General features: G+C 41.9%; 14 protein-coding genes, 2 rRNA genes and 1 riboswitch. All 16 genes read left to right on the plus strand.

Translation table 11 applies throughout. The features are described from left to right. The first annotated feature begins 307 nt into the window (after positions 1-307). Positions 308-3241: ribosomal RNA gene (locus tag BK585_RS01390) — 23S ribosomal RNA — on the plus strand. Between the two features lie 78 nt (positions 3242-3319). Beyond that, positions 3320-3435 (plus strand): 5S ribosomal RNA (rrf, locus tag BK585_RS01395). 314 nt (positions 3436-3749) lie between these two features. Then, on the plus strand, positions 3750-4838 hold the full coding sequence (locus BK585_RS01400) for a type III polyketide synthase (RefSeq protein ID WP_078551353.1): 1089 nt from the start codon (positions 3750-3752) through the stop codon (positions 4836-4838). 11 nt (positions 4839-4849) lie between these two features. After that, a complete protein-coding gene (locus BK585_RS01405) occupies positions 4850-5413 on the plus strand; it encodes an isoprenylcysteine carboxyl methyltransferase family protein (RefSeq protein ID WP_078551354.1) in 564 nt (187 codons plus the stop codon). A 169-nt stretch (positions 5414-5582) separates the two neighbouring features. Further along, complete coding sequence (locus tag BK585_RS01410; protein WP_078551355.1) at positions 5583-6119, plus strand: DUF2179 domain-containing protein; 537 nt, start codon at positions 5583-5585, stop codon at positions 6117-6119. Between the two features lie 2 nt (positions 6120-6121). Beyond that, a complete protein-coding gene (locus BK585_RS01415) occupies positions 6122-6340 on the plus strand; it encodes an NETI motif-containing protein (protein ID WP_245805763.1) in 219 nt (72 codons plus the stop codon). Between the two features lie 89 nt (positions 6341-6429). Next, a riboswitch (purine riboswitch) is annotated at positions 6430-6531 on the plus strand. Between the two features lie 123 nt (positions 6532-6654). Then, the gene (purE, locus tag BK585_RS01420; protein WP_078551356.1) at positions 6655-7140 is read left to right on the plus strand and encodes a 5-(carboxyamino)imidazole ribonucleotide mutase; all 486 of its coding nucleotides are present in this window, start codon (positions 6655-6657) and stop codon (positions 7138-7140) included. Then, a complete protein-coding gene (purK, locus tag BK585_RS01425; protein WP_078551357.1) occupies positions 7137-8258 on the plus strand; it encodes a 5-(carboxyamino)imidazole ribonucleotide synthase in 1122 nt (373 codons plus the stop codon). The genes purE and purK overlap by 4 nt, the downstream gene beginning before the upstream one ends. Positions 8259-8285: 27 nt before the next feature. After that, the gene (gene purB / locus BK585_RS01430) at positions 8286-9581 is read left to right on the plus strand and encodes an adenylosuccinate lyase (protein ID WP_078551358.1); all 1296 of its coding nucleotides are present in this window, start codon (positions 8286-8288) and stop codon (positions 9579-9581) included. Between the two features lie 27 nt (positions 9582-9608). Beyond that, the gene (gene purC / locus BK585_RS01435; protein ID WP_078551359.1) at positions 9609-10325 is read left to right on the plus strand and encodes a phosphoribosylaminoimidazolesuccinocarboxamide synthase; all 717 of its coding nucleotides are present in this window, start codon (positions 9609-9611) and stop codon (positions 10323-10325) included. Further along, positions 10319-10573: a phosphoribosylformylglycinamidine synthase subunit PurS gene (gene purS / locus BK585_RS01440; RefSeq protein ID WP_078551360.1), complete on the plus strand. Its 255-nt coding sequence runs from the start codon at positions 10319-10321 to the stop codon at positions 10571-10573. The genes purC and purS overlap by 7 nt, the downstream gene beginning before the upstream one ends. After that, positions 10570-11253 carry a phosphoribosylformylglycinamidine synthase subunit PurQ gene (gene purQ, locus BK585_RS01445; protein ID WP_078551361.1) on the plus strand — a complete coding sequence of 228 codons (684 nt, stop codon included), beginning with the start codon at positions 10570-10572 and terminating at the stop codon, positions 11251-11253. The genes purS and purQ overlap by 4 nt, the downstream gene beginning before the upstream one ends. After that, complete coding sequence (purL, locus tag BK585_RS01450; RefSeq protein WP_078551362.1) at positions 11237-13465, plus strand: phosphoribosylformylglycinamidine synthase subunit PurL; 2229 nt, start codon at positions 11237-11239, stop codon at positions 13463-13465. Before purQ ends, purL begins: the two co-directional genes overlap by 17 nt. After that, positions 13441-14853 (plus strand): amidophosphoribosyltransferase, encoded by a 1413-nt coding sequence (gene purF, locus BK585_RS01455; protein ID WP_078551363.1) that lies wholly within the window; start codon positions 13441-13443, stop codon positions 14851-14853. The genes purL and purF overlap by 25 nt, the downstream gene beginning before the upstream one ends. 38 nt (positions 14854-14891) lie before the next feature. Next, positions 14892-15917, plus strand: coding sequence for a phosphoribosylformylglycinamidine cyclo-ligase (gene purM / locus BK585_RS01460; RefSeq protein WP_078551364.1), 1026 nt, complete (start codon positions 14892-14894; stop codon positions 15915-15917). After that, complete coding sequence (gene purN / locus BK585_RS01465) at positions 15914-16480, plus strand: phosphoribosylglycinamide formyltransferase (protein WP_078551365.1); 567 nt, start codon at positions 15914-15916, stop codon at positions 16478-16480. The genes purM and purN overlap by 4 nt, the downstream gene beginning before the upstream one ends. Positions 16481-16489: the final 9 nt, after the last annotated feature.

Here is a 16489-nt window from a genome sequence, read left to right on the forward strand (position 1 = left end):
TGCGCTTTGTTCGTTCAGTTTTGAGGGAGTTATCTCTCAAGTAAGAATATGCAGTGATGCCTTGTGCTCCTGCGCGCTCCTTGCGTCGCTTTCTCGTCGCAAAGCTGCACGTAGTAGTTTCAAGTAGCTTATCAAGAAGGTAAGCAAATCAGCTGCTTTGATCTTTGAAAACTAGATAGTAATGCATTAAGATTTTACCGGCTCGTTATTATTTGATATCGAGTGAGTGAATCTGAGAAGTCAAGAATTCTTCAAACGTCTTAAGTCAATCTATGGATTGATTAATAACTAGATGATTTATCATCAAGGTTAAGTTAGAAAGGGCGCACGGTGAATGCCTTGGCACTAGGAGCCGACGAAGGACGGGACGAACACCGATATGCCTCGGGGAGCTGTAAGTAAGCTTTGATCCGGGGATTTCCGAATGGGGGAACCCACCATCCGTAATGGGATGGTATCCATATCTGAATACATAGGATATGTGAAGGCAGACCTGGGGAACTGAAACATCTAAGTACCCAGAGGAAGAGAAAGCAAATGCGATTTCCTGAGTAGCGGCGAGCGAAACGGAAACAGCCCAAACCAAGAAGCTTGCTTCTTGGGGTTGTAGGACACTCTATACGGAGTCAGAAAAGAACGGGGTAGATGAAGCGGTCTGGAAAGACTGGCCAAAGAAGGTAACAGCCCTGTAGTCAAAACTTCGTTCTCTCCAGAGTGGATCCTGAGTACGGCGGGACACGTGAAACCCCGTCGGAATCCGGGAGGACCATCTCCCAAGGCTAAATACTCCCTAGTGACCGATAGTGAACCAGTACCGTGAGGGAAAGGTGAAAAGCACCCCGGGAGGGGAGTGAAATAGATCCTGAAACCGTGTGCCTACAAGTAGTTGGAGCCCGTTAATGGGTGACAGCGTGCCTTTTGTAGAATGAACCGGCGAGTTACGATTACGTGCAAGGTTAAGCTGATGAGGCGGAGCCGTAGCGAAAGCGAGTCTGAATAGGGCGAGTTAGTACGTGGTCGTAGACCCGAAACCGTGTGATCTACCCATGTCCAGGGTGAAGTTCAGGTAACACTGAATGGAGGCCCGAACCCACGCGTGTTGAAAAACGCGGGGATGAGGTGTGGGTAGGGGTGAAATGCCAATCGAACTCGGAGATAGCTGGTTCTCCCCGAAATAGCTTTAGGGCTAGCCTCGAGGGAAGAGTATTGGAGGTAGAGCACTGATTGGACTAGGGGTCCCCACAGGATTACCGAATTCAGTCAAACTCCGAATGCCAAATACTTATCCTCGGGAGTCAGACTGCGAGTGCTAAGATCCGTAGTCAAGAGGGAAACAGCCCAGACCATCAGCTAAGGTCCCAAAGTATACGTTAAGTGGAAAAGGATGTGGAGTTGCACAGACAACCAGGATGTTGGCTTAGAAGCAGCCACCATTTAAAGAGTGCGTAATAGCTCACTGGTCGAGTGACTCTGCGCCGAAAATGTACCGGGGCTAAACGTATCACCGAAGCTATGGATTGTCCTAACGGACAGTGGTAGGGGAGCGTTCTGCGTGCAGCGAAGTCAGACCGAGAGGACTGGTGGAGCGCGTAGAAGTGAGAATGCCGGTATGAGTAGCGAAAAGAGGGGTGAGAATCCCCTCCGTCGAAAGCCCAAGGTTTCCTGAGGAAGGCTCGTCCGCTCAGGGTAAGTCGGGACCTAAGCCGAGGCCGAAAGGCGTAGGCGATGGACAACAGGTTGAAATTCCTGTACCACCTCCTCACCGTTTGAGTAATGGGGGGACGCAGTAAGGTAGGGTAAGCGCACTGATGGATATGTGCGTCTAAGCAGTTAGGCTGGTGAATAGGCAAATCCGTTCACCATGAAGGCTGAGCTGTGATAGCGAGGGAAATTAAGTACCGAAGTTCCTGATCCTACACTGCCAAGAAAAGCCTCTAGCGAGGTGAGAGGTGCCCGTACCGTAAACCGACACAGGTAGGCGAGAAGAGAATTCTAAGACGCTCGGGAGAACTCTCGTTAAGGAACTCGGCAAAATGACCCCGTAACTTCGGGAGAAGGGGTGCTCTGATAGGGTGCAAGCCCGAGAGAGCCGCAGTGAAAAGATCCAAGCGACTGTTTAGCAAAAACACAGGTCTCTGCGAAGCCGTAAGGCGAAGTATAGGGGCTGACACCTGCCCGGTGCTGGAAGGTTAAGAGGAGGGGTTAGCCGCAAGGCGAAGCTCTGAATTGAAGCCCCAGTAAACGGCGGCCGTAACTATAACGGTCCTAAGGTAGCGAAATTCCTTGTCGGGTAAGTTCCGACCCGCACGAATGGTGTAACGATTTGGATACTGTCTCAACGAGAGACCCGGTGAAATTATATTACCTGTGAAGATGCAGGTTACCCGCGACAGGACGGAAAGACCCCATGGAGCTTTACTGTAGCTTGATATTGGATTTTGGTACAGTTTGTACAGGATAGGTAGGAGCCTTGGAAGCCGGAGCGCTAGCTTCGGTGGAGGCGTCGGTGGGATACTACCCTGACTGTACTGAAATTCTAACCTCGAGCCGTGATCCGGTTCAGGGACAGTGTCAGGTGGGCAGTTTGACTGGGGCGGTCGCCTCCTAAACAGTAACGGAGGCGCCCAAAGGTTCCCTCAGAATGGTTGGAAATCATTCGAAGAGTGCAAAGGCATAAGGGAGCTTGACTGCGAGACCTACAAGTCGAGCAGGGACGAAAGTCGGGCTTAGTGATCCGGTGGTTCCGCATGGAAGGGCCATCGCTCAACGGATAAAAGCTACCCTGGGGATAACAGGCTTATCTCCCCCAAGAGTCCACATCGACGGGGAGGTTTGGCACCTCGATGTCGGCTCATCGCATCCTGGGGCTGAAGTAGGTCCCAAGGGTTGGGCTGTTCGCCCATTAAAGCGGTACGCGAGCTGGGTTCAGAACGTCGTGAGACAGTTCGGTCCCTATCCGTCGCGGGCGCAGGAAATTTGAGAGGAGCTGTCCTTAGTACGAGAGGACCGGGATGGACACACCGCTGGTGTACCAGTTGTTCCGCCAGGAGCATAGCTGGGTAGCTACGTGTGGACGGGATAAGCGCTGAAAGCATCTAAGCGTGAAGCCCCCCTCAAGATGAGATTTCCCATGGAGTTAATCCAGTAAGACCCCTTAGAGATGATGAGGTTGATAGGTCTCGGGTGGAAGCGTGGTGACACGTGGAGCTGAGAGATACTAATCGGTCGAGGACTTATCCTATAAATAAGACGAAGATTGACTACAATGCATACTATCTAGTTTTGAGAGATCACGTAAGTGATGTTTCAACTAAATAAGTCTAGTGGCGATAGCGAAGAGGTCACACCCGTTCCCATGCCGAACACGGAAGTTAAGCTCTTCAGCGCCGATGGTAGTTGGGGGCTTCCCCCTGTGAGAGTAGGACGTTGCTAGGCAGATAAAGTACACTTCAATCGAGGTGTGCTTTTTTTATGTTCACCGGAGATTAGACTAATACAGATACTTAACAAAATAATGAGAAAAGAAAAACCGTTACCATAACAAAGAGGAAAGTAACCAAAGTGGTAACGGAAACCAAAGAACCGTGCCCGAAGCCAAGGAAAAAGTAGCCCGAGCGGTAACGCAAACCCATTACTCAGTAAGGAAAAATACTACTCCTCAATCTCATAGTCAGCTAATTCAAAAGAAACGCATGAAATAGAAAACTTTGGCAATACTAATCCTTACCATGCATATCGGAGGAAAGCTAATGCCAGCAATTGTATCAGTAAGCACCTACAATCCACCACATACGCTCAAGCAAGAGCTGACAACAGAATTTGCAAGAGAGTTATTTGAAGAAAACTATGAGGACATTGATCGGTTGTTAACGGTCTTTAAAAATGGGGAGATAAAGGAACGCCATTTTTCGGTACCACTTTCATGGTTTCGAGAAAGTCATTCGTTACAAGAGAAGAATGATATATATATTGAGCTAGCAACGGAATATGGAGTAAAGGCGATAGAGAAATGTTTATCAAACAAAGATTTTTTAGCAATGCCTATACCAATAGAGGAAATTGATGCAATTGTATTTGTCTCTAGCACAGGAATGTCGACGCCAAGCATTGATGCACGGATTATGAATCATCTTCCTTTTTCACGGAATACAAAAAGAATTCCGCTTTGGGGGTTAGGATGTGCAGGTGGTGGGGCAGGCATTAGCCGTGCACATGAATTTTGTTTGGCCTATCCAGATGCTAAGGTGCTAGTGGTTTGTGTGGAACTATGTAGTTTAACGTTTCAACGTGATGACCGGTCAAAGAGTAACTTAATAGGTACCTCTTTGTTTGCAGATGGCGTAGCCTGCGCTCTTGTGGTAGGTGATACGTATCAAAAAACTGATATATCTCTTAAACCGACCATTCCCCACATAAAAGCATCTCATTCTGAATTAATGTCAGACTCTGAAAATGTCATGGGCTGGAATATAAGAGACGAAGGATTGCATGTTGTTTTTTCAAGAAGCATTCCATCAATTATAGAAAATTGGTTAAAGCCGGTTGTAGAAAAGTTTTTGGAAGAGGAATCTTACGGAGTACATGACATAACTCATTTCATCGCTCACCCTGGAGGGAAAAAGGTGCTAGAGGCGTATGAAGCATCTTTAGGGTATACACCCGATAAAACAGCTATCTCAAAGAAAGTGTTACAAGAGCATGGCAATATGTCTTCTCCAACTGTTTTATATGTATTACAAGAATATATGAAGCAAGAAAATAAACAGGGTAATGTTGGCTTAATGGCTGCACTAGGTCCTGGATTTTGTTCAGAATTAGTCTTACTAGAGTGGCAATAGGAGGAATCAGGATGTTTCTATTCATTATTATAATTGTTGTTATACAACGATTAGTTGAATTGCTTATAGCCAACCGAAATGCAAAATGGATGAAAGCTCAGGGAGGAATTGAAATTGGGGCCTCTCATTATAAATATATCGTATTTCTGCATATCAGCTTTTTTATAAGCTTACTAATAGAAGGTCTACGTACGACTAGTGAAATGACATCTTGGTGGTGGATTCCTTTTATACTTTTTGTGATAGCACAAATAGGCAGAGTATGGAGCTTGTCTTCGTTAGGAAAGTATTGGAATACGAGAATTATCATCCTTCCTGGTGCTAAGGTCGTAGCAAAGGGGCCTTATCGCTTTATGAGGCATCCTAATTACGTCATTGTAGCTACTGAAATCATCGTATTACCTATTATGTTTCAAGCGTATGTGACGGCTATTGTATTTACGATTTTAAATGCAATCATTCTATCGATTCGTATACGTGAAGAAGAAAATGGACTGCGAAGCCTAACAGATTATGAGAAAGTGTTTGAAAATCGTTTTCGTTTTATCCCCTTCCTAAGAGGACTACGGCGCTAATTTAACTTTTAATTAGTTCTATTAAAGGGTAACGATATAGAACAGCATGAAAAATAGCCAGAAAAAAAGGAATAATCCCTTTTCAGAGGCTATTTTTTTTGTTATTCTTACGCGGGTAGTTTTTTATGAAACATTTAGGTAACTATAAAAGAGAGGGGTTGATTATGTAATGGATTGGCTTCTAGAAAATGCACTTATGATGATTGTTATTATTCTTGTCATTAACATTGTTTATGTCACGTTATTTACAGTTCGGATGATTTTCACATTAAAAGGTCAACGAATGTTTGCTGCAGGCGTAAGTGTAATCGAAGTGATTGTTTATATTATTGGATTAGGTCTTGTCCTTGAAAATTTAAACCGAATTGAGAATCTAATTGCCTATGCAATCGGCTATGGAATTGGTGTGTTGGTAGGAATGAAAGTAGAGGAGAAGCTAGCATTAGGATATATCACAGTGAATGTAATCACGAAGGAATACGAACCAGATATTCCGAATGCACTTCGCGACAAAGGGTACGGGGTAACAAACTGGATTGCTTATGGGAGAGAAGGTGAACGACTAATGATGGAAATCTTAACATCAAGAAAATCAGAAACATTACTATATAAAACGGTAAAAGAACTCGATCCCAAAGCATTTATTATTTCCCATGAACCAAAAGCATTTTTCGGTGGGTTCTGGGTCAAAAAGATTCGGAGGTAAGTATGGCTACGAATAAAAAAAAGAAAATGCGTTTTGAAGTAAATGATGGAGAGACGATTAGTGAATGCTTAGATCGGATAGCAAGTGAAGGCTATACACCAGTTAGACGAATGGAGGAGCCTTTGTTTGAAGAGGTAAAGCAGGGGGGACAGGTGGAATACAAACCAGTTCGCCAAAAAACAATCTTTGAAGCCGTTTTAAACGAAAACGCTTCCTTATAATAGTAAAATACGAACAATTGCATTTATCAGCAACTTAACGTTCGATTTTTGTTTGACAAATCTTCTGACAAACTATAAGATTAATTTATCAAAACAAAAGAACGTTACCTCATATAATAGCAGGGATATGGCCTGCAAGTTTCTACCGACCGACCGTAAATCGTGAGACTATGAGGGAAGGCGCAGACTCCATAGATACACACATCGGAGTTTTGGTTTTGCAATGCTAATAAGCCTTGCTGATGGTTTGCTTTCTCTCATTATAGATAAGCCATCTGCAAGGTTTTTTATGTTTTTAAATAGGAGGACAAACAATGAATCCACAAGTAGGCGTAATCATGGGAAGTATTTCAGATTGGGAAACGATGAAACATGCATGTGATATTCTAGAAGAACTTGAAATTCCTTATGAAAAAAAGGTCGTGTCTGCTCATCGTACGCCTGACTTAATGTTTGAGTATGCCCAAGCCGCTAGAGAACGAGGGCTTAAAGTCATTATTGCAGGTGCTGGAGGAGCAGCTCATCTTCCAGGAATGGTTGCAGCAAAAACGGTCGTTCCGGTCATTGGAGTGCCTGTTCAATCAAAAGCACTAAATGGCTTAGATTCACTATTGTCAATCGTTCAAATGCCAGGCGGTGTTCCAGTAGCTACAGTAGCGATTGGCAAGGCAGGAGCGACAAATGCCGGGTTACTAGCAGCGCAAATCGTCGGAACGCAGGAAGAAAAAGTAGCGAATCGATTAGAACAGCGAAGAGAACAAACAAAGGCACAAGTATTAGAAAGCAGTGAACAACTATGACATTGATTCAACCTGGAAGCACCATTGGCTTTTTAGGTGGAGGTCAGTTGGGAAGAATGATGGCAATTTCAGCTCGCGAAATGGGGTACCGAATTGCTGTTTTAGAACCGACAGAAAATTCACCGTGTGGTCAAATTTCAGATATTGTTATTCAAGCTCAGTACGATGACCGTCAAGGAGCCATTGAGCTAGCTGAACATTGTGATGTACTTACTTATGAGTTTGAAAACATAGATAAAGAAACGGCAAGATGGCTTCAAGAAAATTTGTATTTGCCACAAGGATATAAGTTGCTTGAAACTTCTCAACATCGAGGAAGAGAAAAGAATGCAATTCAATCATTTGGCCTTCCAGTGGCTCCATTCTATGTTTTAGAAACCTTTGAACAGTTAGAAGATGCTATCCAAAAGATAGGCATTCCATCAGTCCTCAAGACTTGTACAGGTGGTTATGATGGCAAAGGCCAAGTCGTCATTCGCTCGGACGAAGACATCCAACCCGCCTTTGAAGAACTTGAAGGCAAAGGTGAGCTTGTGTTAGAGAAGTGGATAGTGTTTGAAAAAGAGTTATCTGTTATCGTTACAAGAAATGTTTCCGGCGAAGTGAAGACGTTCCCTGTCGCTGAAAACATCCATCGAAACAATATTTTACACCAGACGATTGTCCCAGCGAGAATTGATGAATCGATTCAAGAGCAAGCTAAGAAGATGGCTGTTAGACTAGCAGATGGATTAGAAATGGTTGGTACATTAGCCGTAGAGATGTTCTTAAATAAAGACGGCGAGATTTACATAAACGAGGTGGCACCTAGACCTCATAATTCTGGCCATTACACAATGAATGCTTGTAAAACATCTCAGTTTGAACAACACATTCGTGCGATTTGTGATTTACCACTAGGAGAAACGACACTAGTATCTCCAGTAGTTATGGTAAATATTTTAGGTGAACATGTACCTGCTGTAATGGACAAGTTATCCCAATTTGACACAGTAAAGCTTCACTTTTATGGAAAAGAAGAAGCGAAACAAGGTCGAAAAATGGGTCATATAAATGTATTGGCAGATTCTGTCGAGGAAGCTTTATCTAAAATTGAAAAATTAGCAATATGGGAATAATCTCATATAAAACGGAGGAGTAAAAACATGATTGAACGTTACACAAGACCTGAAATGGGTTCGATTTGGACAGAGGAAAACCGATACCAAGCATGGTTAGAGGTTGAGATTGTTGCCTGTGAGGCATGGGCTGAACTTGGAGTTATTCCTAAAGAAGATGTAGCTAAAATTAGAGAAAATGCTGGATTTGATGTCAATCGCATTCTAGAGATCGAACAAGATACTCGTCATGATGTTGTCGCTTTTACAAGAGCTGTTTCTGAAACATTAGGAGAAGAGCGTAAATGGGTTCACTATGGTTTAACATCAACAGACGTTGTTGATACAGCATTATCTTTCTTACTTCGCCAAGCAAATGAAATTTTAGAAAAAGATATCGAGAATTTCATTGAAATCTTAAAAAATAAAGCACTAGAACATAAAGATACAGTTATGATGGGACGTACACACGGAGTTCACGCTGAGCCGACAACATTTGGATTGAAACTTGCCCTATGGTATCAAGAAATGATTCGTAACTTAGAGCGTTTCAAACATGCAGCCAATGGTGTTCGTGTTGGTAAAATCTCGGGTGCTGTTGGAACATATGCAAACATCGATCCTTTCGTAGAAAAGTTTGTTTGTGAAAAATTAGGCTTAGAAGCAGCTCCAATTTCAACGCAAACATTACAACGTGACCGTCATGCCGAATATATGGCGTCATTAGCATTAATCGCAACATCAATTGAGAAATTTGCAGTTGAAATCCGTGGACTTCAAAAGAGTGAAACACGTGAAGTTGAAGAGTTTTTTGCAAAAGGTCAAAAAGGGTCTTCTGCTATGCCACATAAGCGTAACCCAATTGGTTCTGAAAACATGACAGGTCTTGCACGCGTAATTCGTGGTCATATGTTAACGGCATATGAAAATGTACCATTATGGCATGAAAGAGATATTTCTCACTCTTCAGCAGAACGAATCATCATTCCGGATGCAACAATTGCGTTAAATTACATGCTTAATCGTTTTGGAAACATCGTGAAGAACTTAACGGTATTCCCAGAAAACATGAAGCGTAACATGACAAGAACATATGGATTAATCTATTCTCAGCGTGTGCTTCTTTCTTTGATTGACAAAGGAATGGCTCGTGAAGAAGCATATGACCTTGTTCAACCCAAAACAGCAGAAGCGTGGGAAAAGGGAATTCAATTCCGCGAGTTAGTGGAAGCGGAAGAACGAATTACGTCAGTCCTTTCGCCAGCTGAAATTGATGATTGCTTCGATTATAACTATCACATTAAGAATGTAGATACGATTTTCAAACGTGTAGGTTTATTGTAAAAAATAAGAGCTATGGGGGCGAATAGAGTGGAGAAAAAAGAGTTGCTCTATGAAGGAAAAGCAAAACGGATTTATGCTACAAACCAGCAAGATGTGCTTTGGATTGAATACAAAGATGAAGCAACAGCTTTTAACGGAGAGAAAAAAGACACCATCGTTGGTAAAGCTAGATTAAACAATGAAATTACTTCGATTATTTTTACAACATTAACGGAGATGGGTGTTCCAAACCACTTTGTCGAAAGACTATCTGAGACAGAGCAACTGGTTAAAAAAGTAACGATAGTTCCATTAGAAGTTGTTGTCAGAAATATCTATGCTGGAAGCCTTTCAAAACGATTAGGAATCGAAGAAGGAAAAGCATTAGAGCAACCAATAGTAGAGTTTTACTATAAGGATGACGACTTAGGAGACCCTCTTGTGACAGAAGACCATATTGGCCTTTTGAACATTGCCACACCAGCACAATTAGCAACAATGAGAGAGTTAGGTTTTCAAGTCAATCAAGCACTACAAACTTTATTTGAAAAAATTAACGTTCGTCTCGTAGATTTTAAACTTGAGTTTGGTCTTACCGAAGAAGGTACATTATTGCTAGCTGATGAAATCTCACCGGATACATGCCGACTTTGGGATAAAGATACGAATGAAAAGTTTGATAAAGATTTATACCGTCGTAATATCGGAAACATTCAAGATGGATATCAAGAAATTTTAAATCGATTAGGAGGATCATCATGTTAAAAGTTAAAGTATTTGTTACGTTAAAGGAAAGTGTTCTTGACCCACAAGGAAGTGCTGTTACAAATTCTCTTCACGCTCTTTCATACAATGAAGTTAAAGAAGTTCGTATCGGTAAATATATGGAATTAACGCTTGAAAAAGGTGACTATGATTTAGATACAAGAGTGAAAGAAATGTGTGAAAAATTACTAGCTAATACAGTAATCGAAGTATTCCGTTATGAAGTTGAGGAGGTTGCGACATCATGAAATTTGCCGTCATAGTATTTCCAGGTTCAAACTGTGATGCGGATATGTACCATGCGATTAAGGATGGTCTTGGTGAGGACGTAGAATATGTATGGCATGCGGAAGAAAACCTTGAAGGATTTGATGGAATTTTAATTCCTGGAGGATTTTCGTATGGAGACTATCTTCGTTCAGGTGCGATTGCGCGTTTTACAAACGTGATGGATTCTGTCATCAAAGCAGCCGAAAAAGGAGTTCCTGTTCTTGGAGTTTGTAACGGGTTCCAAATCTTGCTTGAAGCAGGCTTACTTCCAGGTGCAATGAAGCGTAATGAAAACTTAAAATTTATTTGTCGTCCTGTAAACCTAGTTGTTGAAAACAACGAAACAATGTTTACTGCAGATTATGAAAAAGGACAAGTGATTTCAATTCCAGTAGCGCACGGAGAAGGAAACTACTACTGTGACGATGAAACATTTGAACAATTACAAAAAAACAACCAAATCGTATTTACGTATGAATCCAATGTAAATGGGTCTCTTAATCAAATTGCTGGAATTATGAATGAAAAAGGAAATGTACTAGGCATGATGCCTCACCCAGAGCGTGCGGTAGAAGATTTACTAGGAAGTTCTGATGGCTTAAAGCTTTTCACATCTATTTTACGTAATTGGAGGGAAACTCATGTCGTTACATCGTGAACCAAATGAGCAAGAAATTAAAGACCAGAAAATCTACCGTGAAATGGGATTAACAGATGAAGAGTTTGGAATGGTTGAAACTATCTTAGGTCGCCTTCCTAACTATACTGAACTAGGTTTATTCTCTGTTATGTGGTCTGAGCACTGTTCATATAAAAACTCAAAAGTATTACTTAAAAAATTCCCTGTCACAGGTGAAAAAGTTCTTCAAGGACCTGGTGAAGGTGCTGGGATTATCGATATCGGTGATGAGCAAGCTGTTGTGTTCAAAATCGAAAGCCATAACCATCCTTCAGCCATTGAACCGTACCAAGGAGCTGCTACAGGTGTTGGAGGCATCCTTCGTGACGTGTTCTCTATGGGTTCTCGTCCAATCGCATTATTAAATTCATTACGCTTTGGTGAATTAGAATCTCCAAAAGTAAAATATTTATTTGAGCAAGTTGTTGCAGGTATTGCTGGATATGGAAACTGTGTTGGTGTTCCAACAGTTGGTGGAGAAGTTCAATTTGACGATTGCTATGAAGGAAATCCTTTAGTTAATGCCATGTGTGTTGGACTAATTGATCATAAAGATATTCAAAAAGGACAAGCCAAAGGCGTAGGAAATACCGTCATGTACGTTGGTGCGTCTACAGGTCGTGATGGAATTCACGGAGCTACATTCGCTTCAGAAGATTTAAGCGAAACGTCTGAAGAAAAGCGTTCAGCTGTTCAAGTTGGAGACCCGTTCATGGAGAAGCTTTTACTTGAAGCTTGTCTTGAATTGATTCAATCTGATGCACTTATCGGTATTCAAGATATGGGTGCAGCCGGATTAACATCATCTTCAGCAGAAATGGCAAGTAAAGCGGGATCTGGAATTGAGATGAATCTTGATGAGGTTCCTCAACGTGAAACAGGCATGTCAGCATATGAAATGATGCTTTCTGAATCTCAAGAAAGAATGTTAATTGTCGTTCAAAAAGGTCGCGAAGATGAAATTCGCCAAATCGTAGAAAAATGGGGATTAGCCGCTAAAGATGTTGGAGTGGTAACGGATGATAAAACGCTTCGCCTTTTACATAAAGGACAAGTCGTTGCTGAAGTTCCAGTTGATGCATTAGCAGAGGATGCACCTGTGTATCATAAGCCTTCGAAGGAACCAGCTTACTATAGTGAATTCCAAAACGAAGAGCAATTTATCCCTAATGTAACAAATGAAAAAGAAATGCTTCTTTCTCTACTATCTCAGCCGACCATTGCGAGCAAAGAGTGGATTTATGATCAATATGACTATATGGTTCAAACAAATACAGTGGTAAGCCCTGGTTCAGACGCAGCGGTTGTTCGTATTCGTGATACGAAAAAAGCACTTGCGATGACAACTGATTGTAACTCTCGTTATATTTACCTAGACCCAGAAGTCGGTGGAAAAATTGCAATTGCAGAAGCTGCTCGTAACATCGTTTGTTCTGGTGGAGTACCATTAGGCGTGACGGATTGCTTAAACTATGGAAATCCTGAAAAACCAGAAATCTTCTGGCAGTTAGAAAAATCAACTGACGGTATGAGTGAAGCGTGCCGTGTGTTAGAAACACCAGTTATTGGCGGTAATGTATCACTTTATAACGAAACAAATGGAGAAGCCATCTATCCAACACCTGTTATTGGTATGGTCGGATTAATTGAAGATACAGCTCATATTACAACACAAGACTTTAAAGCAGCTGGAGACCTTGTCTATCTAGTAGGGGAAACAAAAGCTGAGTTTGGTGGTAGTGAGTTACAAAAGCTTGTGAAAGGAAAAGTTACTGGGAAGTCACCAGAACTTGATCTTGAAGTAGAAAAGCGTCGTCAACAAGAAGTACTTCAAGCGATTCGCGAAGGTGTTGTTGAGTCTGCTCATGATTTAGCTGAGGGCGGATTAAGCGTAGCGTTAGCTGAAAGTGTCATGAATGGGAAAGTTGGAGCTAGCGTAACCATTGATGGTGAAATCGTGACAGATTTATTTGCAGAAACTCAATCAAGATATATTATTTCTGTGAAAAAAGAAAACAAAGCTGCATTTGAGGCCATTGTAAAAGATGCAAAACAAATCGGGGAAGTAACAGCTACTGCCGGCTTAACAATTACTCATAGCAATGGAAATACAGTTCTTACTGTATCACATGAAGAAATAGAAACTGCTTGGAGGGGAGCAATTCCATGCTTGCTGAAATCAAAGGCTTAAACGAAGAGTGTGGGGTATTTGCCATCTGGGGTCATAAAGACGCGGCATCGATATCCTACTATGGCTTACACAGCCTTCAACATCGCGGGCAAGAAGGAGCAGGTATCGTAGTATCTGACGGAGAAAAGCTTTCGATTCATAAAGGAAACGGACTTGTAAACGAAGTATTTGGATCTGGGGTATTAAATGACCTTCACGGAAAAGCGGCAATTGGACATGTCCGTTATGCAACAGCAGGAGGAGGAGGGCTAGCTAATGTTCAGCCCCTTCTTTTTCGCTCACAAACGAGTAGCTTAGCTGTTGCCCATAACGGAAATTTAGTCAATGCCAATCAACTCAAGCACCAGCTTGAGAGCCAAGGAAGTATCTTTCAATCGACTTCAGATACAGAGGTGCTTGCGCATTTAATTAAAAGAAGTGCCTATCCTCGTTTAATTGATAAGGTAATGAATAGTTTAACAATGTTAAAAGGGGCATATGCATTTGCCATTTTAACGGAAGATGAAATGATCGTTGCACTTGATCCGAATGGATTACGTCCGCTTTCTCTTGGAAAACTGGGCGATGCCTATGTCGTTGCTTCAGAAACATGTGCATTTGATGTAATTGGCGCAAAGTTTGAGCGTGAAGTTCAACCAGGAGAAATCATTCGTTTTACGGATGAAGGAATGGAAGCGACTCAATTTGCTTCATCTGTTCCAAGAGCAATCTGTAGTATGGAGTACATTTATTTTGCAAGACCAGACAGTAATGTCGATGAAATCAATGTCCATACAGCACGTAAAAACCTAGGGAAACAATTAGCACTTGAGTCTCCAGTAGAAGCTGATGTGGTTACAGGTGTTCCTGATTCAAGTATTTCAGCTGCGATTGGATATGCTGAAACGACTGGGATTCCTTATGAGCTTGGCATGATAAAAAATAGATATGTTGGACGTACGTTCATTCAGCCTTCACAAGAATTACGTGAGCAAGGGGTAAAAATGAAGCTTTCTGCTGTGCGAGGAGTCGTTGAGGGAAAACGTGTTGTCATGATTGATGATTCGATTGTACGCGGAACGACAAGTAAACGTATCGTGAACATGCTAAGAGAAGCTGGAGCAACTGAAGTTCATGTCAGAATTAGTTCACCGCCTATAAAAAACCCTTGCTATTACGGGATTGATACATCAACAAAAGAAGAACTCATTGCAGCGACTCATTCCATTGAAGAAATGAGAGAAATGATGGGTGCTGATACACTCGCATTTTTAAGTATGGAAGGGTTGTATAATGGGCTCGGTCGAGATAAGGAAGTTAGCAATTGCGGGCAATGTGTCGCTTGTTTTACAGGACAATACCCAACTGAAATTTACCCGGATACGATTCATCCACACGATAAGTGTTAATATCCGTAATCTAGAACTGATATTTTAGGAGGACGATTATGTCTGAAGCGTATAAACGTGCTGGTGTCGATATAGAAGCCGGTTATGAAGCTGTTGAAAGAATGAAAAAGCATGTAGCACGAACAAAAAGACCGGAAGTATTAGGTGGCCTTGGTGGATTTGGTGGCATGTTTGACCTGTCTAAGTACTCTTTGAAAGAACCAGTCCTGGTTTCAGGAACGGACGGAGTAGGAACAAAGCTAATGCTAGCGTTTATGGTAGATAAGCATGACACAATTGGTATCGATGCGGTAGCCATGTGTGTGAATGATATCGTTGCTCAAGGCGCTGAGCCGTTATACTTCCTTGATTACATTGCCTGTGGGAAAGCAGAACCTGCTAAAATCGAAGCAATTGTAAAAGGAATTGCGGATGGCTGTGAGCAAGCTGGTTGTGCCATTGTCGGTGGTGAAACGGCTGAAATGCCAGGAATGTATAGTGAAGAAGAATATGATTTAGCAGGCTTTACAGTTGGGATTGTTGAAAAATCAAAACTGATTACCGGAGAAACGATTGAAGCTGGAGATGTACTTATTGGACTAGGATCTAATGGAGTTCATTCCAATGGTTTTTCATTAGTACGTAAAGTGTTGCTTGAAGAAAATAACTTAGATATAAAAGAAACGTATGGTAACTTATCCAAGCCATTAGGAGAAGAGTTATTGACTCCTACAAGAATCTATGTGAAACCAATGCTATCAGTGATTGAGAAATTTACGGTAAAAGGAATCTCTCATATTACTGGTGGTGGCTTTTACGAAAACATCCCTCGCATGCTTCCTGAAGGATTAGGAGTAGACATTGCGAAAGGTTCTTGGGATATTCCAGAAATCTTCTCGTTTATTGCTGAGCAAGGGAACATCGCTGAAAAAGACCTGTTCTCTACGTTTAACATGGGAATTGGAATGGCGATTGTTGTCTCAGAAAACGAGGTTGAAGAGGTGCTAGCTGAGCTTCAAGCGCAAGGAGAAAAAGCATCCGTCATTGGAAAAGTGAAAACTGGAGATGGAGTGTCAATCGCATGAAAAATGTAGCCGTATTTGCTTCAGGGACTGGTTCGAATTTTCAAGCCATCATTGATGCAGTTGAACAGGGCACACTTCAAGCAAACCTTGTTTTGCTTGTCTGTGATAAACCAGGCGCAAAGGCGATTGAGCGGGCCAATAGCCATAACATAGATACGTTTGTCTTCACACCAAAGCAATATGAGAGTAAATCAGCATTTGAAACGGAAATTGTGTCTGAGTTACAAAAAAGAGATGTCGATTATATTGCGTTAGCGGGATACATGAGATTAATTGGTCCTACGCTGCTACAAAGTTATGAAGGCAAAATTATTAATATTCATCCGTCTTTATTACCTGCGTTTCCAGGCAAGGATGCAATAGGACAAGCATTCCAAGCTGGTGTCGAAAAAACCGGGGTGACCATTCATTACGTTGATGAAGGAATGGACACGGGGCCAGCTATTGCTCAAGGTGATGTCGTACTTGAAGAAAATGAGACGATGGAAACCTTAACAAAGAAGATTCAAAAAATAGAGCATGAGCTTTATCCAAAAACGTTACAAAAAATAATAGAACAATAAGCTGTGAAG

It is taken from the genome of Bacillus alkalicellulosilyticus (assembly GCF_002019795.1).
Lineage (GTDB): Bacteria > Bacillota > Bacilli > Bacillales > Bacillaceae_F > Bacillus_AO > Bacillus_AO alkalicellulosilyticum.

Excerpts from the sequence above, each read along its gene's own strand:
- BK585_RS01400 (WP_078551353.1), top strand. The coding sequence starts at position 3,750 with ATGCCAGCAATTGTATCAGTAAGCACCTACAATCCACCACATACGCTC.
- BK585_RS01405 (WP_078551354.1), top strand. The coding sequence starts at position 4,850 with ATGTTTCTATTCATTATTATAATTGTTGTTATACAACGATTAGTTGAA.
- BK585_RS01410 (WP_078551355.1), top strand. The coding sequence starts at position 5,583 with ATGGATTGGCTTCTAGAAAATGCACTTATGATGATTGTTATTATTCTT.
- BK585_RS01415 (WP_245805763.1), top strand. The coding sequence starts at position 6,122 with ATGGCTACGAATAAAAAAAAGAAAATGCGTTTTGAAGTAAATGATGGA.
- purE (WP_078551356.1), top strand. The coding sequence starts at position 6,655 with ATGAATCCACAAGTAGGCGTAATCATGGGAAGTATTTCAGATTGGGAA.
- purK (WP_078551357.1), top strand. The coding sequence starts at position 7,137 with ATGACATTGATTCAACCTGGAAGCACCATTGGCTTTTTAGGTGGAGGT.
- purB (WP_078551358.1), top strand. The coding sequence starts at position 8,286 with ATGATTGAACGTTACACAAGACCTGAAATGGGTTCGATTTGGACAGAG.
- purS (WP_078551360.1), top strand. The coding sequence starts at position 10,319 with ATGTTAAAAGTTAAAGTATTTGTTACGTTAAAGGAAAGTGTTCTTGAC.
- purQ (WP_078551361.1), top strand. The coding sequence starts at position 10,570 with ATGAAATTTGCCGTCATAGTATTTCCAGGTTCAAACTGTGATGCGGAT.
- purL (WP_078551362.1), top strand. The coding sequence starts at position 11,237 with ATGTCGTTACATCGTGAACCAAATGAGCAAGAAATTAAAGACCAGAAA.
- purF (WP_078551363.1), top strand. The coding sequence starts at position 13,441 with ATGCTTGCTGAAATCAAAGGCTTAAACGAAGAGTGTGGGGTATTTGCC.
- purM (WP_078551364.1), top strand. The coding sequence starts at position 14,892 with ATGTCTGAAGCGTATAAACGTGCTGGTGTCGATATAGAAGCCGGTTAT.
- purN (WP_078551365.1), top strand. The coding sequence starts at position 15,914 with ATGAAAAATGTAGCCGTATTTGCTTCAGGGACTGGTTCGAATTTTCAA.